Genomic DNA, 23,592 nt, shown 5'->3' with positions numbered 1-23,592 from the left:
ACAATCTGTGCATGGAACACGACGGCCAACTCCAGCTCTATGCGGCGGTCGCGAACCAGCTCAAAGAAGCGCACACGAAGGTGCGCGCACTGCAAGTCCCGGAGGGCGTACGGATGGCGCTGACCCGGAAGCTGCTGGTCATTACGGCCGCGGCCAAGCACGATCTCGCCGACGCGGCAAGGCGGCTCGATCGGTTCACGGCGGACCTCGACGCGGGTCGGATCCCCGAAGAGGACCGCTGAACCGTCCGGGACGGCCGAGTCCGTTGCGGCACAAGGGTGATAAGCCCGTTTCGTGTTTGATTTGCGGTATATATCTGCCTAACGTGCGAAAAAGCTTGAACACTTTCGTTCTGGCGATGTCTCCGAAGGGGAAGACGTGAACAAGGCGCAGCTCGTAGAAGCGATTGCCGACAAGTTGGGCGGCCGCCAGCAGGCCGCCGACGCCGTCGATCATGTCCTGGACGCCATCGTCCGCGCGGTGGTCGCGGGCGAGCGGGTCTCGGTCACCGGCTTCGGCTCCTTCGAGAAGGTGGACCGCCCCGCCCGGTACGCCCGTAACCCGCAGACGGGCGAGCGGGTTCGGGTCAAGAAGACCTCCGTGCCGCGCTTCCGCGCCGGTCAGGGCTTCAAGGACCTGGTCAGCGGCTCGAAGAAGCTCCCCCGCGGCGGAGAGGTGGCCGTCAAGAAGGCGCCCAAGGGCAGCCTGTCCGGCCCGCCGCCCACCATCGCCAAGGCCGTCGGCAAGAAGGCCGCCGCCAAGAAGACCGCCGGTGCGAAGAAGACCGCGGGCGCCGCCAAGAAGACGACGGGTGCGGCGAAGAAGACCACGGCCACCGCCAAGAAGGCCCCGGCGAAGCAGGCGCCCGCCAAGAAGACCGCGGCGACCGCCAAGACCACCGCGTCGAAGACCACCGCCAAGAAGGCCACGGCGAAGAGCGCTCCGGCGAAGAAGGTCACCGCCAAGAAGGCCCCGGCCAAGAAGTCGACGGCCCGCAAGACCACCGCGAAGAAGGCCACCGCCCGCAAGGCGACGTCGTAAGGCCGCCGGGGCATCACGCGCCGGGCCGGGCTCCCCGCGGGAGCCCGGCCCGCGGCGTGTACGGGGGCAGTTACAGGGTGTGAAGGGTCACGAGGGTGATCCGCGCGGCGTCGCCCTCGCCCTCCGTCTCGACCCGCACCCGCTGTCCGGGCCGCAGCAGCCGCAGGCCGCCCCGGTCGAACGCCGCCGCGTCGAAGGGCACGGGCGTGCCGTCGTCGAGGAGCACCTGCCCGCTGCGGGTGCCGGGGTCGTACGTGTACGCGGTCGCCTGCATGACGGCCAGCGTAGTGCCTGCGGTGGCGCACCGCCGGGCCGAGGGGCCGCCCGCCGGCCCCTCGTGGCCGCTCACGCGGATTCCCGCGCCCCGACGGGATTTGTCAGCACTCCGGGATCAGCAGTCCCGCCGACACCGCCGCCGTATACGGGCCCACCCCCAGCGCCAGCGCCGCGCGCAGATCCGCGCCGGTGTCCACGTCCTGCCGTACCGAATCGACTCCCGTCAGCACGAGTTCCGTCGCACCCGAGGCCCGGTGCCGGGAACGGGAATCGACGCCGAACGCCGGCCGCAATTCCCGGCCCGGCGCCGCCGCCAGCAGGGTCGTACCGAGTGCCGCCGCATCCGCGAGAAAAGCGCGCGGGAATTCCGCGGCCGACTCCAGTACCCGGGACAGTTCCGGCGGGCGCAGCGTCGGCAGATCGGCGTTGAGGGCCGCCACGGCGGTGCCGGGGAGCCCTTCCCGGACGACGGCCGCGCCGTGCGCCAGAGCGGCGTTCAGGCCGCTGTCCGGCGCGTCCGGGACGATCCGCGCGCCCAGCGCCGCCAGCTCCCGGCCGGCCAGCGCGTCGTCCGTGACGACCGCCACATCCGCGACCGCCGGGCAGGCCAGCGCCGCGGCCACCGTGTCCTGCGCGAACGCCAGGGCCAGACCCGGACGGACGCCGTCGTCGGCGGTGTCCGCGAGCCTGCTCTTGGCCCGCGTGAGGGGCTTCAGGGGGATGACCAAGGTCCACTGCACCGGCGTACCGTCCCTCTCTTGTCGCGCTCATTGTCACCCGGGGGCCTCGGGAGGCCCGCGTACCGGGGCGTACGGTGTTCTCGACAGACCGGCGGCCCGGGGCCACACTTGTGCGGCCCCCGCCGGGATGGCAGCCCTAGAGGAAGGTGTCCTTGTGCCCCGCCGCAGAATCGGCTTCTGGTACCGCTTCGCCGCGGTGCTCTGCAAACCGCCGCTGGTGGTTCTGTTCAAGCGGGACTGGCGTGGATTGGAGCACATTCCGGCCGAGGGCGGATTTATCACCGTGGTGAACCACAATTCCCACGCGGACCCCTTCGCGTACGCGCACTATCAGTACAACACCGGGCGGGTTCCGCGATTCCTGGCGAAGAGCGGGCTTTTCAACAAGGGATTCGTCGGCGCCGCCATGCGCGGCACCGGGCAGATCCCCGTCTACCGCGAGAGCACGGACGCGCTCAGCGCCTTCCGGGCCGCGATCGCCGCCGTCGAACGCGGCGAGTGCGTGGCCTTCTACCCCGAGGGCACCCTCACCCGCGACCCGGACGGCTGGCCCATGACGGGCAAGACCGGAGCCGCCCGCGTGGCGCTGGAGACCAGGTGCCCGGTCATCCCGGTCGCCCAGTGGGGCGCCAACGAGCTGCTCCCGCCGTACGCCAGGAAGCCGAACCTCTTCCCGCGCAAGACCCACCGCGTGCTGGCGGGCCCGGCCGTCGACCTGTCCCGCTTCTACGACAGGGAGATGACTCCGGACGTGCTGAAGGAGGCCACCGAGGTCATCATGGCGGCCATCACCCGGCAGCTCGAGCAGATCCGCGGCGAGAAGGCGCCCGAGACGCCGTACGACCCGCGTCGTGAGCGGATCGAGCAGCGCCGCCGCACCCAGGCGCAGGCCCGGGCCCGGGCCCGGGCCCGGGCCCGGGCGGAGGCGCGGGCGCAGGCAGACGCGCAGACGCATACGCAGACGCAGGGCAAGCAAGCGGAAGGGCAGAGCACGTGAGCAAGCCTGTGCGGGCGGCCGTCATGGGCACCGGATCGTGGGGGACCGCCTTCGGCATGGTCCTCGCCGACGCCGGCTGCGAGGTGACCCTGTGGGCCCGCCGCCCGGAGCTGGCCGAGGCGGTCAACTCCACGCGGACCAACCCCGACTACCTGCCCGGCGTGGAACTGCCGGAGAACCTGCGCGCCACCTCCGACGCGGTCCGGGCCCTCGGGGACGCGGACTTCACCGTCCTCGCCGTCCCCTCCCAGACCCTGCGCGCCAACCTCGCCGAGTGGACCCCGCTGCTCGCGCCGGACACCGTCCTCGTCTCCCTGATGAAGGGCGTCGAACTCGGCTCCACCATGCGGATGAGCGAGGTCGTCGAGGACGTCGCCAAGGTCGGCGCCGACCGGATCGCGGTCGTCACCGGACCCAACCTGGCCCGCGAGATCGCCGCCCGGATGCCCGCCCTGGCCGTCGTGGCGTGCACCGACGAGCAGGTCGCCCAGCGGCTCCAGGCCGCCTGCCACACCCCGTACTTCCGGCCGTACACCAACACCGACGTGGTCGGCTGCGAACTCGCCGGCGCCGTCAAGAACGTCATCGGGCTCGCGGTCGGCATCGCCGACGGCATGGGACTCGGCGACAACGCCAAGGGTTCGCTCATCACGCGCGGCCTCGCCGAGACCACCCGGCTCGGCCTCGCCATGGGCGCCGACCCGCTGACCTTCTCCGGACTCGCGGGCCTGGGCGACCTGGTGGCCACCTGTTCCTCGCCGCTGTCCCGCAACCACACCTTCGGCACCAACCTCGGCAAGGGCATGACCCTTCAGGAGACCATCGCGGTCACCCGGCAGACCGCCGAGGGCGTCAAGTCCTGCGAGTCCGTGCTGGATCTGGCCCACCGGCACGACGTCGACATGCCCATCACCGAGACGGTCGTCAGCATCGTGCACGAGGGCAAGCCGCCGGTCGTCGCCCTCAAGGAGCTGATGGCCCGCAGCGCCAAGCCCGAACGGCGCTGAACCGCCCCCTAGCACGGCCCCCGGGGGCCTCCCGCGCGACGCTGCGCGACCGTCCGTGCGACGCTGAGCGACGGCCCGGAGGCGCGCGCTGACGTCGCCCCCGCCTCCGGGTACTCTCAACCCGATATGAGCACCGAGAACCTTCCCCAGAGCCCTGAGCAGCCGTCGCGCAAGCCGCGCGTGGCGGTCGTGTTCGGCGGGCGCAGTTCCGAACACGGAATCTCCGTGGTCACCGCCGGCGCCGTCCTCAAGGCCATCGACCGGACGAAGTACGACGTCCTGCCGATCGGCATCACCTCGGACGGCCGTTGGGCCCTGACGGCCGACGAGCCGGAGCGGATGGCCATCACCGACCGCCGCACCCCCACCGTGGACGAGCTGGCGGAGTCGCACGAGGGCGGCGTGGTGCTCCCCGTCGACCCGGCGAACCGCGAGGTCGTCTACAGCGAGCCGGGCTCCGTGCCCAAGGCGCTCGGCGAGGTCGACGTGGTCTTCCCGGTGCTCCACGGCCCCTACGGCGAGGACGGCACCCTTCAGGGACTGCTGGAGCTGTCCGGGGTGCCGTACGTGGGAGCGGGCGTGCTCGCCTCGGCCGTGGGCCAGGACAAGGAGTACATGAAGCGGGTGTTCACCTCCTTCGGGCTCGCGGTGGGCCCGTACGTGGTGATCCGGCCCCGCGAGTGGGCGCAGGACGAGTCCGCCGCCCGCAAGAAGATCGTCGACTTCGCCGGCGAGCACGGCTGGCCGTTGTTCGTGAAGCCCGCGCGCGCGGGTTCGTCCATCGGCATCACCAAGGTCGACGACCTCTCTGGCCTGGACGAGGCCATCGCCGAGGCGCAGGCGCACGACCCGAAGATCCTGGTCGAGGCCGCGCTGCGCGGGCGCGAGATCGAGTGCGGCGTCCTGGAGTTCGAGGACGGCCCGCGGGCCTCCGTCCCGGCCGAGATCCCGCCGCCGGACGCGCACGCGTACTACGACTTCGAGGCGAAGTACATCGACTCCACGCCCGGCATCGTCCCGGCCCCGCTCACCGAGGAGCAGACCGCCGAGGTGCGCCGGCTCGCGGTCGAGGCGTTCGAGGCGGCCTCCTGCGAGGGCCTGGTGCGCGCGGACTTCTTCCTCACCGAGGACGGCGAGTTCGTGATCAACGAGATCAACACCATGCCCGGCTTCACGCCGATCTCGATGTACCCGCAGATGTGGCAGGCCACCGGAGTCGGCTACCCGGAGCTGATCGACCGGCTGGTGCGGGCCGCGCTGCGCCGCCCGACCGGTCTGCGCTGACCCCCGGGCCGGCTCAGCCCCGCATGGAGGCGATCCCCTCCGGGATCGCCTTCTTCACCGCCGGCGCCAGATCCATGAGCACCTGTGCACTGTCGTCGGGCCCGGACCACTTCCTCGGCAGCGTCACCTGCACGTAGGCCCGGCGCTCGGACGTGGTGAACCGCCAGGTGCCGTCGCTCTCCTTCTCCATCAGCCAGTCGACGCCGTTGACCCCGCCGCCCATCGCGTCCGGGTCGTCGCCCAGCGCCACCTTCGGGTCGACCATCTTCGGCGGCCGGACGATGCCGCAGCGCAGTATGATCGCCGGGCTTCCCCAGCCCGCCGTGTAGACGGACCGGGGCTGGGGATCGGCGCGGGTCTGCCCGTTCACCTTTCGCGGCAGCACCCGGTCCAGGTCTCGGCACGCCGGCGCGGTCCTCGCGTCGGGGGTGGGAACCGCGACCGTGGCGCTGTCGTCCGCCGGGGAACAGCCCGCGGCCGCGATCAGCAGGGCGGGCGCGAGCAGAGCGACGGGCCGGTGACGGAAGATGTTCACCGGCCAAGCGTAGACGGGGGCTACAGATGCACGACCGGACAGGTCAGGGTGCGCGTGATGCCGTCCACCTGCTGGATCTTCGCGACCACCATGCGGCCGAGGTCGTCGACCGTCTCGGACCGGGCGCGCACGATGACGTCGTACGGTCCTGTCACGTCCTCGGCCTGGATCACTCCGGGGATCTTGCTGATCGTCTCGGCGACGGTCGACGCCTTGCCGACCTCCGTCTGGATCAGGATGTACGCCTGTACCACGGAACCTCCAGGGCGGCCACGAGGATCATGTGGGGAAAAGGAACGCCACGGTATCGCGTTGCCGCTCCCCGCGGGGAGACCCGCGGGAACCGGGCTTGCGCGCCAGGGTGCAGGCACGGCGGACGTTGACGGTCACCCGGACCGCGGACCGACGGTCACCACGGCCGTTCCGGGCGGCCGTGCCGACCGCGACGGCGGTCACCTCGACCGTATCGGGGACACTGATGACGCGCGACCGGGCACGGCAAGGGAGAGAAGGGGAGCAAGGGACATGAAGGGCACTGTTGGTGAGCTCGGGGAGTTCGGGCTCATCAGGGAGCTCACCTCCCGTCTCACCACCACTCCGGCGGTCCGGGTCGGCCCCGGCGACGACGCCGCGGTGGTCGCCGCACCCGACCGCCGGGTCGTGGCGAGCACCGACATCCTGCTGGAGGGGCGGCACTTCCGCCGCGACTGGTCCACGGCCTACGACGTCGGCCGCAAGGCCGCCGCGCAGAACCTCGCGGACATCGCCGCGATGGGCGCCGTACCGACCGCGCTGCTCCTCGGCCTGGTCGTCCCGGCCGAACTGCCGGTCGCCTGGCCCAGCGAGCTGATGGACGGCCTGCGCGACGAGTGCCAGGTCGCGGGTGCCGCCGTGGTCGGCGGGGACGTCGTACGCGGCGACACGATCACGGTGGCGATCACCGCGCTCGGTGATCTGCGCAACCACGAGCCGGTCACGCGCGCGGGTGCCCAGCCCGGCGACCTCGTGGCCGTCACGGGCTGGCTGGGCTGGTCCGCGGCCGGCTACGCGGTGCTCTCCCGCGGCTTCCGCTCGCCGCGCGCCTTCGTGGAGGCCCACCGGCGCCCGGAGCCGCCGTACCACGCGGGCCCGGCCGCCGCCGCGCTCGGCGCCACCGCGATGTGCGACGTCAGCGACGGCCTGATCGCCGACCTCGGGCACATCGCCGAGGCCAGCAAGGTCCGGATCGACATCCGGTCCGGCGCCATCGACATCCCGACGCAGATGAACGACATCGGGCAGGCCGTCGGTGTCGACCCGCTCCAGTGGGTGCTGAGCGGGGGAGAGGATCACGCGATCGTGGCGACCTTCCCGGCGGACACCAAGCTCCCGGCCCGCTGGAAGGTCATCGGCGAGGTCCTCAACCCGTCCGCGCTGCCCCAGGTGACCGTCGACGGGGCGCCCTGGACCAGCAAGGGCGGCTGGGACCACTTCGGGGACATCGAGTCATGATCCCCCGCGTTCTGACGGTGGCGGGGTCGGACTCCGGCGGCGGTGCGGGCATCCAGGCCGACCTGAAGACGATGCTGGCGCTCGGCGTGCACGGGATGAGCGTGCTCACCGCGGTGACCGCGCAGAACTCCCTGGGCGTGCAGGGCGCCTGGGAGCTGCCCGTGGCGGCGGTACGGGCCCAGTACCGCAGTGTCGTGGACGACATCGGCGTCCAGGCCGTCAAGACCGGCATGCTGTCCTCGGCGGAACTGGTCGAGGCGGTCGCCGAGTTGATCACCGGTACGGACGCGCCGGCCGTGGTGGACCCGGTCGGCGTCTCCAAGCACGGCGACCCGCTGCTGGCCGCGTCCGCGCTGGACGCCGTCCGGACGAAGCTGCTGCCGGCGGCGACCGTGGCCACCCCGAACCTGGACGAGGTGACGCAGCTCACCGGCGTGCGGGTCCGGTCGGAGGCCGACCTGCGGCGGGCGGCGGCGGCCGTACTGGAGTACGGCCCCCGGTGGGTGCTGATCAAGGGCGGCCATCTGACGGACGCGGACCAGGCGGTGGACCTGCTGACCGACGGCTGTGCCGAACACGTGCTGCGGGCACCGCGCCTCGACAACCGGCACACCCACGGCACCGGCTGCACCCTCGCCTCCGCGATCGCGTGCGGCCTGGCGAAGGGGCGGTCCGTGCCGGAGGCGGTCACGGCGGCCAAGGAGTACGTCACCGGGGCGATCGCCGCCGGGTTCGCCCTCGGCGCCGGGATCGGGCCCGTGGACCACGGGTGGGCCCTCGGGCGGGCAACTACCTGAGACCGGGCGGGCGGCACCGTCCCCCGCGGGCGGCGGCGCACCGGCCCGCGGAGACGGCAAAAAGCCGGCCCACCCGGAGGTGGACCGGCTCAGTGCACGAACCAGGCAGTGGCCGCGCGCTCAGGCTGTAGCGTCAGCGCGAGACCTTGCCGGCCTTGATGCACGAGGTGCAAGCGTTCACGCGCTTCGGCGTCCCGCCGACCACAGTACGCACGCGCTGGATGTTCGGGTTCCAGCGACGGGGCGTACGGCGGTGAGAATGCGAGATGTTGTTGCCGAAGCCCGGGCCCTTGCCGCAGACGTCGCAGTTGGCAGCCACGGGTCACTCCAAAGACTTCAGATGCACTTACGGTTGATCCCGGCATGCCGGGATCGAGATCGTACGACCTTAGATCTGAGTGGCGGTGCCAGGGGGAATGGCCCGATCGGATCGGGCAACCGGAGCAGCATACAACGACTGCGTCCGTACAGCGAAACTACCATGACAGCTCAGGGCCCCGCTCCCGGCCTCCCGCCGGAGGCCGCCGCCGCGGGGTCTACGCTGCCTCCACGTCCAGCCAGCTCAGGGAGGCGCAGGTGGCGCAGGTGCCGCAGACGTTCCTCGATGCTCCCGCGGTGCGCACCTGGTGCGGCCTGGCGCTGCGCGCGCTCGGGCGGGCCCGCGAGGAGATCGACGCGATCAACGTCTATCCGGTGGCCGACGGCGACACCGGGACCAACCTGTATCTGACGCTGGAGTCGGCGGCGACGGCCGTGGAGGCCGTGTTCGCCGGGTACGCGACCGGCTCCGGGAAGCCCTCGCTGGCCGACGCCGTCCGCGCGATGGCCCACGGGGCGCTCATCGGGGCCCGCGGCAACTCCGGGACGATCGTCGCGCAGCTACTGCGGGGCATGGCGCAGGTACTCGCCGGGAGCGGCGACGCGTCCCAGGGCGACGGCACGGGGCTGCGGCTCGCCCTGCGCCGGGCCGCCGACTCCGCCCGGCAGGCGGTGGCGCACCCCGTGGAGGGCACGGTGCTGACCGTCGCCTCGGCCGCCGCCGACGCCGCGGAGGGTGCCGAGGGCGACTGCGGGAGCGTCGCGCGCGCCGCCTACGAGGGCGCGCGGGCGGCCCTGGCGGCCACTCCGGGCCAGCTTGCCGTACTGGCACGGGCCGGCGTCGTCGACGCGGGCGGGCGGGGCCTCGTGGCGCTGCTGGGAGCGCTGGTGGAGGCGTGCACCGGGGAGCCGGTACGAGAGACCCCCAGGCGGCCCGAAGTCACCCCCCACGCGCGCGTGGAGGGCGGTTCCGGTTCCGGTACTGACCCGTGCCCGGGCCCGGAAGGCGGCGGAGCCGGTGCCCACGCGCGAGCGGACGGTGTCTCCGGGGCCGGGCTGTGCGCCGACGCGGTGGAGGGCGGCGGGCCGGGGGCCGGGCCCGCGTTCGAGGTGATCTACCTGCTGGAGGCCGGCGACGCGGCCGTGGCCCGGCTGCGCGCGCGGCTCGACGCCCTCGGGGACTCTCTGGTGGTGGTCGGCGGCGACGGGCTGTGGAACGTCCATGTGCACGTGGACGACGCGGGCGCCGCCGTGGAGGCGGGCGTGGAGGCCGGGCGGCCGTACCGGATCCGGATCACCCACTTCGGGGCCGGCGACGTGCACACCGGCGGCGGACGCCCGCCGCGTGAGCGCGCCCAGCGGGCCGTCGTCGCCGTCGTACCGGGCGAGGGACTGGCCGGGCTGTACGCCGAGGCCGGCGCGACCACCGTCCTCGCGCGCCCCGGGGAGCCGCCCGCCAGCGGCGAGCTGGTGCAGGCGGTGCGGCGGGCCCACGCGCGCGAGGTGGTGCTGCTGCCCAACGACGCCGAGCTGCGCCACACGGCAGCCGCGGCGGCCGAACAGGCCCGCACCGAGGGCATCCGGGTGGCCCTGATCCCGACCCGCTCGGCGGTCCAGGGCATCGCCGCGCTCGCGGTGCACGAGCCGGAGCGCCGCTTCGACGAGGACGTGGTCCAGATGACCTCCGCGGCGGGCGCCACCCGGTACGCCGAGGTCGTCGTCGCCGAACACCGGTCGTGGACGACGGCCGGCATCTGCCAGGCCGGCGACGTGCTGGGCCTGATAGACGGCGACGTGGCGGTGATCGGCGCGGACGTCACGGCCACCGCCGGGACCGTCCTGGACCGCATGCTCCAGGCCGGCGGCGAGCTGGTCACCCTGGTCGTCGGCGACGATGCGTCCGAGACCGTCGCCGCCCACCTGGAGGCCCGGGTACGGGACTCCTACCTGGCCGTGGACACGGTGGTGTACCGGGGCGGCCGGCAGGGCGCGCTGCTGCTCATCGGCGTGGAGTGACCCAGCCCGGCGGCCCGGCCGGTGTGTCCGTCTGCGTCTCGTCCGGTTCGTGTGGGGTGACTCGGTCGGGGTGACTCAGTCCCGCGGTCCGGCCGGTGCGTTCGTCCGCTCCTCGCCCCCCTCGTCCCGGGCCGCCTCCAGCATCTGAGCCGCCTCGGCCCGCCGTGCCCGGACGGTCTCGTCGGCGTCGTCGGCGCCCTCGTACGCCGCGAGCACGGCACGCGCGTGTGCCGCCGCCCGCGCCGGACGGTTGAGGTCCGCCTCCAGCCAGCCCGCGCCCAGTTCCGCGCCGGTACGGCTGTGCAGCCCGGCCGCGCCGAGCGCGCCGAACACCGCCGCGGCCCGGGTCATCTGCTCCAGCGCCGCCTCGAAGGCCGCCCGGATCGCCGGATCCTCGGCCTCCTCGGACGCCGAGCCGGCCAGCAGCTCCGCGAACTGCCGGTGCGTCCCGCCGAGTTCGTCGATCAGTTCCGCCCGTTCCGGCGGGCCCGCAGCCGCCAGCGCCCTCTCGCACTCCCGCACCGCCTGCGCCATCAGCGCGCGGGCGCCCCGCGCACCGGACTCGCCGCGCAGCGCCAGCCAGGCGCGGGCCCGCAGCGCGCGGACCAGGAACGGCGCGTTGCCGAGCGCCCGCCACAGGTCGCCCGCGCGCACGTAGGCCCGGTCCGCCTCGTCCGCCAGGCCGGCGTGGCCCAGCGACTCGGCGGCGAGGTGGGCGAGCGTGGCGTGGTCCTGCTGCTCGGGCCAGTGCCGGGCGATGTCGGCGGCCTTCAGCCGGTGTTCGGCCGCGGCCCGGTGCTCGCCCAGCTCACCCAGGCAGTCCCCGAGCCACCACCGGGTCTGGACGACCGCCCCGTCGCCGTGCGTCTCGGTGCTGAGATCGGCCAGCGCGGACTCCAGCACCTCGGCGGCCTCCGCGTACCGGGCCTCGCGCAGCAGGAAGCCGCCCAGTTGCTGCCGCGCCCAGGCGCCCAGCGTGCCGCTCTCGCCGGCCTCGTCGGCCCAGTGCGCGGCCTCCAGGGCGTGCTCGGCCGCCTCACCGGCCGCGTCCCGGCCGCCGAGCACCTCGGCGAGCTGGAGGTGAAGCTGGGCCCGTCCGACCGGCTCCACGTACGGCCCGCCGTGCTCCAGGGCCGCCCGCAGCGCACGTTCGGCCCCGGCCAGGTCACCGGCCTGGTGGGCCAGCGCGGCGACCTGCACCTCGTACTCCACCGCGAACCACGGGAGCCCGGCGGCCACGTACGCGCCGGCGGCCCGCCGGAACAGCTCCGCCGACCGCCCGGCGTCCCCGCGGAAGCCGGCCAGTTCGGCGAGCATCGCCCGCGCCTCGGCGGCCCGCGCGGCCGGCCGCACGTCGTCGCCGCCGTGCCCCTCGACGAGCGCCAGGACCTCCCCCGCCGCCGCCTCGGCGTCCGCGACGACGTCCTCGCCGGTGTCCGCGCCACCCCGGCCGGCGCTCTCGTGCACCCGCCGCATCAGGATCCGCGCCCGGCTCATCACCACGGACGCGGTCTGCCGTACGCCGGTGCCCTCGTCGGCGTACAGCGCGAGCACCTCGTCGTACAGGCCCGTGACCGTGGCCAGGGCCGCGTCCACCTCGCCCGCCAGCGCGCGGACGTACGCCCCCCGCGCGCGTGCCGCCAGCGCCTCGCCGGGGTCGCCCGCCTCGGCGTACAGCTCCGCCGCCTGCTCGAACAGGGCGGTCCCCTCGGCGCCGAGGCCCATCGCCTCGTGGTCGGCGATCTCCGCGCGGTCGCGCGGTCCCAGCGCGGCGCCGTCCCCCGCGGCCCGTGCCACCGCCGCCCACGCCTGGAGGGCGTGCGGCCGCAGGGTGTCCGACAGCCGCCGCGCCTCGGCGAGCAGCACGGGCAGCCCGGCTGCGGCGGTCTGCTCGTCGGTCTCTTCGGCGGTCTCCCCTGTGATCTCCTGCTCGGACTCCCGCGTGGTCTCCCGCGTGCTCTCTCCGGGAAGCGGGGGAGGGGCGGTCACCGGCGCCGTCGCGGTCCGCGCCGCACGTACCCCCAGCGGCAGCCGCTCCACCAGCGGACGCTGCGCCATCCGCGCGCGGATCCGGTCACCGACGGACGAGGTGCCGTTGCGCCGGTCGAACCGGCCGGCCAGCTCCGTCGCCTCCACGCGCGCGTGCCCCGCGAGTTCCCGCGCGGTCCACGTCCGCCCGGCCGGCCCCGGCACCTGCCGCTCGCCGAGCCCCAGCCCGGTCAGCCGGTCCATCAGCACCGTCACCACGGCCAGGAAGTCCAGCCGGCTGCGCGGATGCCCGGTGTCCGTGAAGTACGCCGGCCGCTCGGCCAGCAGCTCCAGACCGCGGGCCTCGTTGCCGGTCAGCGCGCAGAACTCCACGTGGTCGGCGTACGCAACGCGCATGCTCTCCATGGACCGCACCAGCCGGAAGCCGCGCAGATGGTGCGCGCGGGCCTCCTCGACGCGCCCGAGACGCAACAGCGGGGCCAGCGAGGCGGCGAGCACGGTGTGCGGTTCGTGCGCACAGGAGAACTCGCCGTCCAGCACCGGCCGCCACAGCTCCAGCGCCCGCGCGTCCCGGCCGCACCGCACCTGCCAGGCACCCTGCCCGTGCAGCTCGCAGGCGTGGCAGTCGGCCATCCCGTCCCGGTCGGCGGCCAGCCACGCGGCGTACGCCCGCTCCGCGCGCGCGAGGTCCCCGACGTGCGCGGCCACGCTGAACTCGGCGCTGCGCACGGCCCGCTCGGAGTGCCCGGCGAGCCGGTAGCGGTGCTCCATCTCGCCGAGCCACTTCTCGACCGAGGCGAGCGGGATGTGCGGCTGGTCCAGCATGCCCGCCGACATCCACTTGAAGAACCAGTGCAGCGAGTGCGTCTCGTCCTCGTCGAAGTCCCCGGGCCGCTCGTCCCACATGCGCAGCAGCCGCGCGAACGGGACGAACATCCGGTCCTTCTCGGAGCTGTAGTGGTAGACCCTCAACAGGTGCCCGAGCGCCTCGATCACGGCGAGCGGGACGTCCAGCCGCTCGGCCTCGGCGAGCAGCCGCTCCGCGCGCGCGTTGCGGGCCGGTCCCTCCGGCTGCCCGGAGTTCTCCGCCAGCGCCCGGCGCAGCGCGTCGAGATCCGTGACACCGCTCATCGTCCGTCACCCTCCCCATGGGTCGCCCACGCGAGCAGCCCGATGAACGCCCGGTTGAGCAGCGCCGAGTCCGCCGGCCGCAGCGGACGCTGCGCCATCAGCAGCGCCTGCCCGTACAGCGACTCGGTCGCGGTGCCGATCAGTTCCCGGTCCCCGAGCGCGGCGATCCGCCGGACCAGCGGGTTGAGATGGTTGAGCACCAGACGCGCGCGCGGGGCGCTGCCGCGCAGCGAGCCCAGGATGCCCGCCCACAGGTCGTCGGCCCGGTCCTCGGCCGCCGCGCGGGCCTGCTCGTGCCGGGCGTCCCGGTCGTCCAGGTGCAGCGCGGGCACGGACAGCGGATGGAACGACCTCAGTACGACGTCACAGCCCAGCGGGTCCAGCGTGGCCCGCGCGGCGGCCAGGAACCCGGACAGCGCCAGCTCCTCACCCGGGTCGACCGCGTCCAGGTGCGCGGTCACGGTCTCCGCGTCCAGTTCGGCGACCACCGCCCCCGGCAGCACCAGCGGCAACGCCCGCACCAGCTCACCGTCGTAGGTGTAGCCGCCGTTGACGACCCCGATGCCCTGCGCCGAGGCGATCGGCGCGACCTGCCGGAACTCCTCCACCGTCCGCGTGAGGTGCACCACCGGGTGCCGTCGCGCGAACTCCGCCAGGGAAAGCTGCCCGTCGGTCGTCTCGAACGGCAGCCACGGCAGCATCGTGCGCAGCATGTCCCGGTCGTGCCGGGCCAGGGACTTCACGCCCAGGTGGTGCACGGCCAGGAACGCCGCCAGCCGCTCCGGATCACCGGCGGCGAGCCCGGTCAGCCAGGACCGGATCCGCTCACCGAGCGCCTCGCGCACGGCGGCGAGGGTCTCGTCCTCGTACAGCGACTCGCGCGAGGCGGTGGGCCGCAGGCTGTCGGTGTCCAGCACACAGCGCACGAAGAACGCCCAGTCCGGCAGAAGCTGTTCGGCACGCTCGGTGAGCAGCATCCCCTTCAGGTGCACGCGGTGCGTCGCCCGCTGGGCCGGGCTGACCGCGGCCGGCAGCACGTACGCCACCCCGCGGATCCCGGCCAGCGGCACGTCCAGGTCGATCGAGTCCAGCGGGGTGAAACCGAACAGCTCGCGGCAGTGCCGGGCCAGCGCCGCCCTGCGGCCGGCGGGACTCCGGTAGCCGCGGTCCCAGGGTGCGGGCAGCTCCGTGACCGGCTCGTCGCCGACCCGGACGTCGTACGGCAGCAGCGCGCCGAAGTCCCGGGCCAGGGCGCGGACCCGCTCGGGCGCCAGCCACTCGGCCGCCCCGGCCCGCGCCGTCAGGTACACGGTCGTGCCCGGCTCGGGCCGCTCGGCCCCGGGCAGGGTGCGCACGGTGTACGAGCCGTCGTCGCTCGCCGTCCACTCCACCGGCGGCGCCTGCGGCGTGCGGGCGCTGCGGCTGACCACCCGGATCCGGTCGGCGACCAGGAAGCAGGCCAGCAGACCGATGCCGAACTGGCCGAGGAACTCCGACCGGACCTCCTGGAGGCCCTCGCCCCGTTTGGAGCTGCGGCCGATGGTCGCCAGCAGGCTGTGCACGTCCGACTCGGTGAGCCCCACGCCGCTGTCCTCCACCCGCAGCGCGCCGTCCGCCGCGTACAGCCGGACCCGCGCCGGGGCGTCCGGTTCCGCGGCCCGCCGGGCGGTGATGGCGTCCACGGCGTTCTGGAGCAGCTCGCGCAAGTAGACCTTCGGACCGGAGTACAGGTGATGGGAGAGCAGGTCCACCAGGCCACGCAGGTCGACCTGGAAGGTGTGAGGTGGGTGAGAAGACCGGGGTGCCTGGGAGGGCTGCGAGGTGTGGGAGTCCATCGTCACTGCGCCGGAGGGGGAGTGCGTGCGGCGCGGGGTCGGGCGGTCCCGGACGGGGCGGTGACCGCGAAGGATGGCCGGAGCGCGCCATCCTAGAGCCGAAACAGCCCACCTGACCAGGGGTTTCCCGGACGAGTCCGACGTGTCGGGAGGAATTCGCGGGGCAGCGTCTACGGCATTGTCAGTGCCGTGGTGTGCAATGGATCTCGTGCCCGCACTGGAAGAACCACTGAAGCAGCCCCTGAAGTCAGTGCTCGGCCCCGCCACCGCGAAGGTGATGGCCGAGCACCTCGGCCTGCACACCGTCGGCGACCTCCTCCACCACTACCCGCGCAGATACGAGGAGCGCGGTCAGCTCACGCACCTCGCCGACCTCCCCATGGACGAGCACGTCACGGTGGTCGCCCAGGTCGCCGACGCCCGCCTGCACTCGTTCGCCTCCGCCAGGGCGCCCCGCGGCAAGGGCCAGCGCCTGGAGGTCACGATCACCGACGGCAGCGGCCGGCTCCAGCTTGTCTTCTTCGGCAACGGCGTCCACAAGCCCCACAAGGAGCTGCTGCCGGGCACCCGCGCGCTGTTCGCCGGCAAGGTCTCCGTCTTCAACCACCGCCTCCAGCTCGCCCACCCCGCCTACGAGCTGCTCCGGGGCGACGGCGAGGAGGGCGAGGAGAAGGTCGAGACCTGGGCCGGCGCCCTCATCCCCCTGTATCCGGCCACCGCCAAACTGGAGTCCTGGAAGATCGGCAAGGCGGTGCAGACGGTCCTGCCCAGCGCCCAGGAGGCCCTCGACCCCCTCCCGGACACCCTGCGCGCCGGCCGCGGCCTGCTGCCCCTCCCCGAGGCCCTGCTCAAGATCCACCGCCCGCACACCCGGGCCGACATCGCCGACGCCCGCGCCCGCCTGAAATGGGACGAGGCCTTCGTCCTCCAGGTCGCCCTGGCCCGCCGCCGCCACGCCGACAGCCAGCTCGCCGCCGTGCCCCGCGTCCCCCGGCCGGCCGGCATCCTCGCCGCCTTCGACGACCGCCTCCCCTTCACCCTCACCGAGGGCCAGTCGAAGGTCTCCCAGGAGATCTTCGCCGACCTGGCCACCGACCACCCGATGCACCGGCTGCTGCAGGGCGAGGTCGGCAGCGGGAAGACGATGGTCGCCCTGCGCGCCATGCTCGCCGTGGTCGACGCCGGCGGCCAGGCGGCCCTGCTGGCGCCCACCGAGGTCCTCGCCCAGCAGCACCACCGCTCGATCACCGAGATGATGGGCGAGCTGGCCGAGGGCGGCATGCTGAGCGGCGCCGACCACGCCACCAAGGTGGTCGTGCTCACCGGCTCCATGAGCACGGCGGCCCGCCGCCGGGCCCTGCTCGACCTGGCCACCGGCGAGGCCGGCATCGTCATCGGCACGCACGCCCTCATCGAGGACCGGGTCCGGTTCCACGACCTCGGCCTGGTCGTGGTGGACGAACAGCACCGCTTCGGCGTGGAACAGCGTGACGCCCTGCGCGGCAAGGGCAAGCAGCCCCCGCACCTCCTCGTCATGACGGCCACACCCATCCCGCGCACGGTCGCCATGACCGTCTTCGGCGACCTGGAGACCTCGGTCCTCGACCAGCTCCCGGCCGGCCGTTCCCCGATCGCCACCCATGTCGTCCCCGCCGCCGACAAGCCCCACTTCCTGGCCCGCGCCTGGGAACGGGTCCGCGAGGAGGTGGCGGGCGGCCACCAGGCGTACGTCGTCTGCCCCCGCATCGGCGACGACGCCGAGGAGGCGGCCGGCTCCGGGAAGGGCGGCGGGAAGAAGTCCCCCGAGGACGAGGCCGACAAGCGCCCGCCGCTCGCCGTCCTGGACGTGGCCGGCGAGCTGGCCCGCGGCCCCCTCCAGGGCCTCACCGTGGAGGTCCTCCACGGCCGTATGCACCCGGACGACAAGGATGCCGTGATGCGCCGCTTCGCCGCCGGCGAGACGGACGTCCTGGTCGCCACCACCGTCATCGAGGTCGGTGTCAACGTCCCCAACGCCACGGCCATGGTCATCATGGACGCCGACCGCTTCGGCGTCTCCCAGCTCCACCAGTTGCGCGGCCGGGTCGGCCGCGGCTCCGCCCCCGGCCTGTGCCTCCTGGTCACCGAGATGCCCGAGGCCGCCGCCGCCCGCCAGCGCCTGAACGCGGTCGCCTCCACCCTCGACGGCTTCGAACTCTCCCGCATCGACCTCGAACAGCGCCGGGAGGGCGACGTCCTCGGCCAGGCCCAGTCCGGTGTCCGCTCCAGCCTCCGGGTCCTGGCGGTCATCGAGGACGAGGAGGTCATCGCCCAGGCGCGGCAGGAGGCCACGACGCTCGTGGCGGCCGATCCCGGCCTGGAGCGGCTGCCCGGCCTCCGCACGGCCCTGGACGCCCTCCTGGACGAGGAGCGGGAGCAGTACCTGGAAAAGGGCTAGGCGTATCGGCCCGCAGTGCTGCCGACGGTGCCGCGGTCCCACGGCGGTGCCGACGGTGGCGATCGGCGTTCGCACGCGGGGCCTGCGAGACTGATCCCGAAAGCCGCCGACGAAGAAGGACTCCCGACATGACCCGCGTGATCGCCGGTGCGGCCGGCGGCCGTCGCCTCTCGGTACCGCCCGGCACCGGAACCCGGCCGACCTCGGACCGCGCACGCGAGGGCCTCTTCTCCACCTGGCAGTCCCTCCTCGGCGGCCCCCTGGACGGCGAACGCGTCCTCGACCTCTACGCCGGCTCGGGCGCCGTGGGCCTGGAGGCCCTCTCCCGGGGCGCCGGTCACACCCTCCTGGTCGAGGCGGACGCCCGCGCCGTGAGAACGGTCCGCGAGAACGTGCGGAACCTGGGACTCCCCGGCGCCGAGGTGCGCGCGGGCAAAGCCGAACAGGTCGTCCGGACCGCGCCCCCCGCCGAGCCGTACGACCTGGTCTTCCTCGACCCCCCGTACGCCGTCACGGACGACGATCTTCGCGAGATCCTGCTCACACTCCGCTCGGAGGGCTGGCTCGCCGCCGAAGCCCTCGTCACCGTGGAGCGCAGCACCAGAGGCGGCGGATTCCACTGGCCGGACGGCTTCGAGGCGCTCCGGTCCCGTCGTTACGGCGAGGGAACGTTTTGGTACGGTCGCGCCGCCTCTACGTGCGAAGACGCACGATGACCGGACCGGAGAGCGAGGGATCACAAGTGCGCCGCGCCGTCTGTCCCGGGTCGTTCGACCCGATCACCAACGGACACCTCGACATCATCGCCCGAGCCTCCCGTCTCTACGACGAGGTCTACGTCGCGGTGATGATCAACAAGTCGAAGAAGGGCCTCTTCGAGATCGAGGAGCGGATCGAGCTGATCCGCGAGGTCACCTCCGAGTACGCCAACGTCCGCGTGGAGGCCTTCCACGGCCTCCTCGTCGACTTCTGCAAGCAGCGCGACATCCCCGCCATCGTCAAGGGCCTGCGCGCCGTCAGCGACTTCGACTACGAACTCCAGATGGCCCAGATGAACATCGGCCTCACCGGCGTAGAAACGCTGTTCGTGCCCACCAACCCCACGTACAGCTTCCTCTCCTCCTCCCTCGTCAAGGAGGTCGCGGCCTGGGGCGGCGACGTCTCCCACCTGGTGCCGGTCCCGGTCCTGGCGGCCCTGAACGAGCGCCTCGCCAAGGGCTGATGGGGCTACAGTCGTCCCGTCCGTCTCCAACCCGGCTGTAGAGAGTGGCGAGCACAGGTGGACGTGCAGAAGAAGCTCGACGAGATCGTCTCCACGGTCTCCGGCGCCCGGGGCATGCCCATGTCGGCGTCCTGCGTGGTCAACCGCGCCGAACTGCTCGCGCTGCTCGAAGAGGTGCGCCAGGCGCTGCCCGGTTCCCTCGCGCAGGCACGGGAACTGATCGGTGACCGCGAGCAGATGGTCGAGCAGGCCCGGCTGGAGGCCGAGCGGATCATCGGGGACGCGCACGCCGAGCGCGGCTCGCTGATCTCCGACACCGAGATCGCCCGCCGCTCCCAGGCCGAGGCCGACCGGATCCTCGCCGAGGCCCGCCAGGAGGCCGAGGAGATCCGCGCCGAGGCCGACGACTACGTCGACTCCAAGCTCGCCAACTTCGAGGTCGTCCTCACCAAGACCCTCGGCTCGGTCGGCCGGGGCCGCGAGAAGCTGCTCGGCACCGGGCCCGGCCTGGACGAGAACGGCTACGAGGACGAGGACGCCCCCGAGCGCAGCCAGGACCCGCAGACCCTGCGCCACAACGCCGACGCGTACGTCGACGCCAAGCTGGGCGCCTTCGAGGCGGTCCTCGCCAAGACGCTGGAGGCCGTCGGCCGCGGCCGGCAGAAGCTGCACGGCCGGATCGCCACCGATGACCTCGGTGCCCTCGCCGACGACACCACGACCTTCCAGCACTCCAGCGACGCGGACTACCTCGCCGACCTCGCTGCCCTTGCGGACAGCGACCGCGCGGCCCAGCGGCAGCGCGAGCCGTCGTACGAGCAGCAGCCCGCCTACCCCATGTCCCCCGGCTACGCGCCCGCGGCGGCGGCCCGGGCCGAGCAGGGGCAGGACCCGTACGCCGGGTTCGCGCAGCAGCCGGACTACGCGCCGCAGCCCGACCCCTACGGCTACCAGCAGGCCGACCCGTACGCCTACCAGGGCTCCTACGATCCCCAGCAGGCCGCCTACGACCCGCAACAGCCCCAGCAGACCCAGCAACCCCAGCAACCCCAGCAGCAAGAGCCCCAGCAGGGCTACGCGCTCGACGAGACCAGCCTCTTCGACACCGGCATGATCAGCGCCGAGCAGCTCAGGGCGTACGAGCAGCGCCGGGGCCTGTAGCCGGACCGGATTGGGTCCTCAGCGAAAGGTCCAGTATCCTGGCTCTTCGGTCGTGTGTATGTCCGCGATCAGCGCTGCCCGCCACACCTACGGGCGGCGTCCCTCCGAGTTCACAGATCGAAAGCAGGAATGGCTCCTAACGCCCGCCTCGACCACCGCAACCCCCTCGTGATCGACACGCACGAGCTGGGCCGGCGTCCTGGTGCGCTCAAGCGCCTCACCCGCCAGGTCGACGCCCCCAGGGATCTCGGTATCCAGGGGGTCATCGGAGTGCCGCAGGGCGCCCCGCTGGAACTCGAACTCCGGCTCGAGTCGGTCATGGAAGGTGTGCTTGTCACAGGCACCGCCCGTGCGACCGCCGAGGGGGAGTGCGTAAGGTGTCTGGAGCCGGTCGAGCTGGAGCTCGAAGCGGACTTCCAGGAGATGTTCTCGTACCCTGACGCCGACGACCGGGGCCGCGTGATCGCGGAACCGGGCGACGACGCCGAGGACGACGAGGACACGCTCTACATCGAGGACGGTCTTATCGACCTCGAATCCGTGCTGCGCGATGCGGTGGTGCTCGCACTGCCCATGCAGCCGGTGTGCCAGGACGACTGCCCGGGCCTGTGCTCCGAGTGCGGAGTGCGGCTCGCGGACGACCCGGACCACCACCATGACGCCGTCGACATCCGTTGGGCGGCTTTGCAGGGACTCGCCGGTTCGACCACGGACGGCGAGAAGGACGAGATGAGCGGCGACGCGACTCGATCAGCGCGCGTCGACGAGAAGCAGGAGAAGTAGCCGTGGCTGTTCCGAAGCGGAAGATGTCGCGCAGCAACACGCGCCACCGCCGGTCGCAGTGGAAGGCTGCGGTCCCCACCCTGGTTGCGTGCGAGCGCTGCCACGAGCCCAAGCAGCAGCACATCGCGTGCCCGTCTTGCGGCACCTACAACAAGCGCCAGGTCCTCGAAGTCTGAGCGGGCTGGTGAGAGGCACTGTGTCCAGTCCGAAGAAGGACGTCAAGGCGGACGGTTCCGCCAAGAAAAAAGTGGACAACCAGGCCTCGTCCCACGCGCTTCTGGAAGGGCGGCTCGGCTACCGGCTCGAGACCGCCCTTCTGGTGCGTGCGCTGACCCACCGTTCCTATGCGTACGAGAACGGCGGTCTGCCGACGAACGAGCGGCTGGAGTTCCTGGGGGACTCCGTGCTCGGCCTCGTCGTCACGGACACGCTGTACCGCATCCACCCCGACCTGCCCGAAGGCCAGTTGGCCAAGTTGCGGGCCGCGGTGGTCAACTCTCGTGCGCTGGCGGAGGTGGGGCGCGGCCTCGACCTGGGCGCCTTCATCCGGCTCGGCCGTGGTGAAGAGGGCACGGGCGGCCGGGACAAGGCGTCCATCCTCGCCGACACCCTGGAAGCGGTGATCGGCGCGGTCTATCTCGATCAGGGACTCGACGCGGCGTCCGAGCTGGTGCACCGGCTCTTCGACCCGCTGATCGAGAAGTCGTCCAATCTCGGCGCAGGCCTGGACTGGAAGACGTCCCTGCAGGAGCTGACCGCGATCGAGGGGCTCGGCGTGCCCGAGTACCTGGTCACGGAGACCGGCCCCGACCACGAGAAGATCTTCACTGCTGCTGCCCGCGTCGGAGGCGTCTCGTACGGCACCGGCACCGGCCGCAGCAAGAAGGAGGCGGAACAGCAGGCCGCCGAGTCCGCCTGGCGGTCCATCCGGGCCGCGGCGGACGAGCGCGCCAAGGCGGCCGAGGAGGCCGCCGGGAACGCTGTCAAGGACGGCGACACGTCGTCCGCCACCGCCTGACAGAGCACCACCCGAGCGCCCGTCCCGTCTGCACGGGGCGGGCGCTCGGTCCGTCCACGGCGTCACGCTGCCGCTGCCCGCAGATCTGACGAGGAACCCCGTGCCCGAGCTGCCCGAAGTAGAGGTCGTCCGGCGTGGCCTGGAACGCTGGGTCGCCCACCGCACCGTCGCCGAGACCGAGGTGCTGCACCCGCGTGCCGTCCGCCGGCACCTGGCCGGCCCCGATGATTTCGCGCACCGGCTGCGGGGCCACCACATCGGCGTCCCGCGCCGGCGCGGCAAGTACCTGTGGCTGCCGCTGGAGGAGACGCACCAGTCGGTCCTCGCACACCTGGGCATGAGCGGCCAACTGCTGGTCCAGCCGCACACCGCGCCCGACGAGAAGCACCTGCGCGTCCGCGTCCGCTTCGCCGACTCCCTCGGCACCGAACTCCGCTTCGTCGACCAGCGCACCTTCGGGGGGCTGTCGTTGCACGACAACACTCCCGACGGCCTGCCCGACGTCATCGCGCACATCGCCCGCGACCCCCTGGACCCGCTCTTCGACGACGAGGCCTTCCACCAGGCGCTGCGCCGCAAGCGGACCACCATCAAGCGGGCCCTGCTGGACCAGTCGCTGATCAGCGGCGTCGGCAACATCTACGCGGACGAGGCGCTGTGGCGTGCCCGCATCCACTACGAACGCCCGACGGCCCGCCTCACCCGCCCCGTCACCGCCGAACTGCTCGGCCACGTGCGGGACGTGATGAACGCGGCCCTGGCGGTCGGCGGCACCAGCTTCGACAGCCTGTACGTCAACGTCAACGGCGAGTCCGGCTACTTCGACCGCTCCCTGGACGCGTACGGCCGCGAGGGCGAGCCCTGCCGCCGCTGCGGCACCCCCATCCGCCGCCGCCCCTGGATGAACCGCTCCAGCTACTTCTGCCCGGCCTGCCAGCGGGCCCCCCGCACCGACGCGCCCGGCCGGAGCTGAGCGGCCCGGACAGGACGCGCGGCTTCGGCGGGGAGTGACTTCGACGGGGAGTGAGGTCGCCAGGCTACGCCGGCCGCCGGGCGTCGTACGCCGAGCGCGCCGCCAGTACGTCGTCCATGGCGCCCTCCACGCAGTGGATGAGCGCGAGCAGCCGCTCGGCGACCCGGCGGCCCAGAGGGGTCAGTTCGTAGTCCACGCGGGGCGGGTTGGTCGGCTGGGCCTCGCGGTGCACCAGGCCGTCGCGCTCCAGCGCGTGCAGCGTCTGGGACAGCATCTTCTCGCTCACCCCGTCGACGCGGCGGCGCAGCTCGTTGAAGCGCAGCGAGCCCTCGTACAGCGCGCCGAGCGTCAGTCCGCCCCAGCGGCCCGTGACGTGCTCCAGCGTCCCGCGCGACGGGCAGGCCCTGGCGAAGACGTCGAAGGCGAGGTCCTCGTGGTCCGCAGTGGCTTCCCCGGTGGTGGCGCTCGTACCGCTCATCCCACCAGCGTACGCCAGCACAGCGCTCACCAGCAGGTTGCGCTGACTGAAGGTTAGCGACTG

At 73.0% G+C, this 23,592-nt stretch carries 24 protein-coding genes; 16 read left to right on the top strand and 8 right to left on the bottom strand.

What is annotated here, in order from left to right; genetic code table 11:
* The first annotated feature begins 11 nt into the window (after positions 1-11).
* Complete coding sequence (locus tag D9753_RS10230; RefSeq protein ID WP_121786718.1) at positions 12-242, top strand: SCO5555 family protein; 231 nt, start codon at positions 12-14, stop codon at positions 240-242.
* Positions 243-378: 136 nt separating this feature from the next.
* Entirely contained in the window at positions 379-1,041 is a 663-nt protein-coding gene (locus D9753_RS10225) for an HU family DNA-binding protein (RefSeq protein WP_121786717.1), read from the top strand.
* Between the two features lie 70 nt (positions 1,042-1,111).
* Here the strand turns inward: D9753_RS10225 and D9753_RS37090 are convergent, their stop codons facing one another.
* Both D9753_RS37090 and cofC read right to left on the bottom strand, forming a co-directional pair.
* Positions 1,112-1,315, bottom strand: coding sequence for a hypothetical protein (locus tag D9753_RS37090; RefSeq protein ID WP_205614107.1), 204 nt, complete (start codon positions 1,313-1,315; stop codon positions 1,112-1,114).
* 103 nt (positions 1,316-1,418) lie between these two features.
* Positions 1,419-2,057 (bottom strand): 2-phospho-L-lactate guanylyltransferase, encoded by a 639-nt coding sequence (gene cofC / locus D9753_RS10220; RefSeq protein WP_205614106.1) that lies wholly within the window; start codon positions 2,055-2,057, stop codon positions 1,419-1,421.
* Positions 2,058-2,211: 154 nt separating this feature from the next.
* On the opposite strand from cofC, the gene D9753_RS10215 reads away from it, so the two are divergent.
* From D9753_RS10215 to D9753_RS10205, 3 genes are all read left to right on the top strand, one after another.
* Positions 2,212-3,054, top strand: a complete 843-nt coding sequence (locus D9753_RS10215; RefSeq protein ID WP_121786716.1) for a lysophospholipid acyltransferase family protein — start codon at positions 2,212-2,214, stop codon at positions 3,052-3,054.
* Entirely contained in the window at positions 3,051-4,061 is a 1,011-nt protein-coding gene (locus D9753_RS10210; protein ID WP_121786715.1) for an NAD(P)H-dependent glycerol-3-phosphate dehydrogenase, read from the top strand. The genes D9753_RS10215 and D9753_RS10210 overlap by 4 nt, the downstream gene beginning before the upstream one ends.
* A 126-nt stretch (positions 4,062-4,187) precedes the next feature.
* Positions 4,188-5,345 (top strand): D-alanine--D-alanine ligase family protein, encoded by a 1,158-nt coding sequence (locus tag D9753_RS10205; RefSeq protein WP_121786714.1) that lies wholly within the window; start codon positions 4,188-4,190, stop codon positions 5,343-5,345.
* 13 nt (positions 5,346-5,358) lie between these two features.
* On the opposite strand, the gene D9753_RS10200 is transcribed toward D9753_RS10205, so the two are convergent.
* Together D9753_RS10200 and D9753_RS10195 are read right to left on the bottom strand one after the other, a co-directional pair.
* Entirely contained in the window at positions 5,359-5,880 is a 522-nt protein-coding gene (locus tag D9753_RS10200) for a DUF3515 domain-containing protein (protein WP_121786713.1), read from the bottom strand.
* A gap of 20 nt (positions 5,881-5,900) precedes the next feature.
* Positions 5,901-6,134 carry an Lrp/AsnC family transcriptional regulator gene (locus D9753_RS10195; RefSeq protein WP_121786712.1) on the bottom strand — a complete coding sequence of 78 codons (234 nt, stop codon included), beginning with the start codon at positions 6,132-6,134 and terminating at the stop codon, positions 5,901-5,903.
* A 271-nt stretch (positions 6,135-6,405) separates the two neighbouring features.
* Between D9753_RS10195 and D9753_RS10190 the strand changes: the two genes are divergently transcribed.
* On the top strand, positions 6,406-7,371 hold the full coding sequence (locus tag D9753_RS10190) for a thiamine-phosphate kinase (RefSeq protein WP_121786711.1): 966 nt from the start codon (positions 6,406-6,408) through the stop codon (positions 7,369-7,371).
* Positions 7,368-8,168, top strand: coding sequence for a bifunctional hydroxymethylpyrimidine kinase/phosphomethylpyrimidine kinase (thiD, locus tag D9753_RS10185; protein ID WP_121786710.1), 801 nt, complete (start codon positions 7,368-7,370; stop codon positions 8,166-8,168). Before D9753_RS10190 ends, thiD begins: the two co-directional genes overlap by 4 nt.
* A gap of 133 nt (positions 8,169-8,301) precedes the next feature.
* Here the strand turns inward: thiD and rpmB are convergent, their stop codons facing one another.
* On the bottom strand, positions 8,302-8,487 hold the full coding sequence (gene rpmB, locus D9753_RS10180) for a 50S ribosomal protein L28 (RefSeq protein ID WP_004924906.1): 186 nt from the start codon (positions 8,485-8,487) through the stop codon (positions 8,302-8,304).
* A gap of 257 nt (positions 8,488-8,744) precedes the next feature.
* Between rpmB and D9753_RS10175 the strand changes: the two genes are divergently transcribed.
* Complete coding sequence (locus D9753_RS10175) at positions 8,745-10,502, top strand: DAK2 domain-containing protein (protein ID WP_121786709.1); 1,758 nt, start codon at positions 8,745-8,747, stop codon at positions 10,500-10,502.
* 75 nt (positions 10,503-10,577) lie between these two features.
* On the opposite strand, the gene D9753_RS10170 is transcribed toward D9753_RS10175, so the two are convergent.
* Together D9753_RS10170 and D9753_RS10165 are read right to left on the bottom strand one after the other, a co-directional pair.
* Positions 10,578-13,622: a tetratricopeptide repeat protein gene (locus tag D9753_RS10170; protein WP_121786708.1), complete on the bottom strand. Its 3,045-nt coding sequence runs from the start codon at positions 13,620-13,622 to the stop codon at positions 10,578-10,580.
* Positions 13,619-15,457 carry an HSP90 family protein gene (locus D9753_RS10165; RefSeq protein WP_121786707.1) on the bottom strand — a complete coding sequence of 613 codons (1,839 nt, stop codon included), beginning with the start codon at positions 15,455-15,457 and terminating at the stop codon, positions 13,619-13,621. Before D9753_RS10165 ends, D9753_RS10170 begins: the two co-directional genes overlap by 4 nt.
* Positions 15,458-15,656: 199 nt before the next feature.
* On the opposite strand from D9753_RS10165, the gene recG reads away from it, so the two are divergent.
* The 8 genes from recG (at position 15,657) to mutM (ending at position 23,051) form a co-directional block, all read left to right on the top strand.
* Entirely contained in the window at positions 15,657-17,894 is a 2,238-nt protein-coding gene (gene recG / locus D9753_RS10160; protein WP_121786706.1) for an ATP-dependent DNA helicase RecG, read from the top strand.
* A 128-nt stretch (positions 17,895-18,022) separates the two neighbouring features.
* Positions 18,023-18,610 (top strand): 16S rRNA (guanine(966)-N(2))-methyltransferase RsmD, encoded by a 588-nt coding sequence (rsmD, locus tag D9753_RS10155; protein WP_121786705.1) that lies wholly within the window; start codon positions 18,023-18,025, stop codon positions 18,608-18,610.
* Between the two features lie 26 nt (positions 18,611-18,636).
* Positions 18,637-19,116, top strand: coding sequence for a pantetheine-phosphate adenylyltransferase (gene coaD, locus D9753_RS10150; protein ID WP_240468443.1), 480 nt, complete (start codon positions 18,637-18,639; stop codon positions 19,114-19,116).
* A 57-nt stretch (positions 19,117-19,173) separates the two neighbouring features.
* On the top strand, positions 19,174-20,277 hold the full coding sequence (locus tag D9753_RS10145; protein ID WP_121786703.1) for an ATP synthase F0 subunit B: 1,104 nt from the start codon (positions 19,174-19,176) through the stop codon (positions 20,275-20,277).
* Between the two features lie 129 nt (positions 20,278-20,406).
* A complete protein-coding gene (locus D9753_RS10140; RefSeq protein WP_121786702.1) occupies positions 20,407-21,060 on the top strand; it encodes a YceD family protein in 654 nt (217 codons plus the stop codon).
* A gap of 2 nt (positions 21,061-21,062) precedes the next feature.
* Entirely contained in the window at positions 21,063-21,236 is a 174-nt protein-coding gene (rpmF, locus tag D9753_RS10135) for a 50S ribosomal protein L32 (protein WP_003951102.1), read from the top strand.
* 8 nt (positions 21,237-21,244) lie between these two features.
* Complete coding sequence (rnc, locus tag D9753_RS10130) at positions 21,245-22,078, top strand: ribonuclease III (RefSeq protein ID WP_205614105.1); 834 nt, start codon at positions 21,245-21,247, stop codon at positions 22,076-22,078.
* Between the two features lie 100 nt (positions 22,079-22,178).
* Positions 22,179-23,051, top strand: coding sequence for a bifunctional DNA-formamidopyrimidine glycosylase/DNA-(apurinic or apyrimidinic site) lyase (gene mutM / locus D9753_RS10125; protein ID WP_121786700.1), 873 nt, complete (start codon positions 22,179-22,181; stop codon positions 23,049-23,051).
* Positions 23,052-23,115: 64 nt separating this feature from the next.
* Here the strand turns inward: mutM and D9753_RS10120 are convergent, their stop codons facing one another.
* Positions 23,116-23,529 (bottom strand): winged helix-turn-helix transcriptional regulator, encoded by a 414-nt coding sequence (locus tag D9753_RS10120; RefSeq protein WP_163010665.1) that lies wholly within the window; start codon positions 23,527-23,529, stop codon positions 23,116-23,118.
* Positions 23,530-23,592: the final 63 nt, after the last annotated feature.

This window comes from Streptomyces dangxiongensis, assembly GCF_003675325.1.
GTDB classification, from domain to species: Bacteria; Actinomycetota; Actinomycetes; order Streptomycetales; family Streptomycetaceae; genus Streptomyces; species Streptomyces dangxiongensis.
This window is presented reverse-complemented; position numbering and strand designations above follow the sequence as displayed.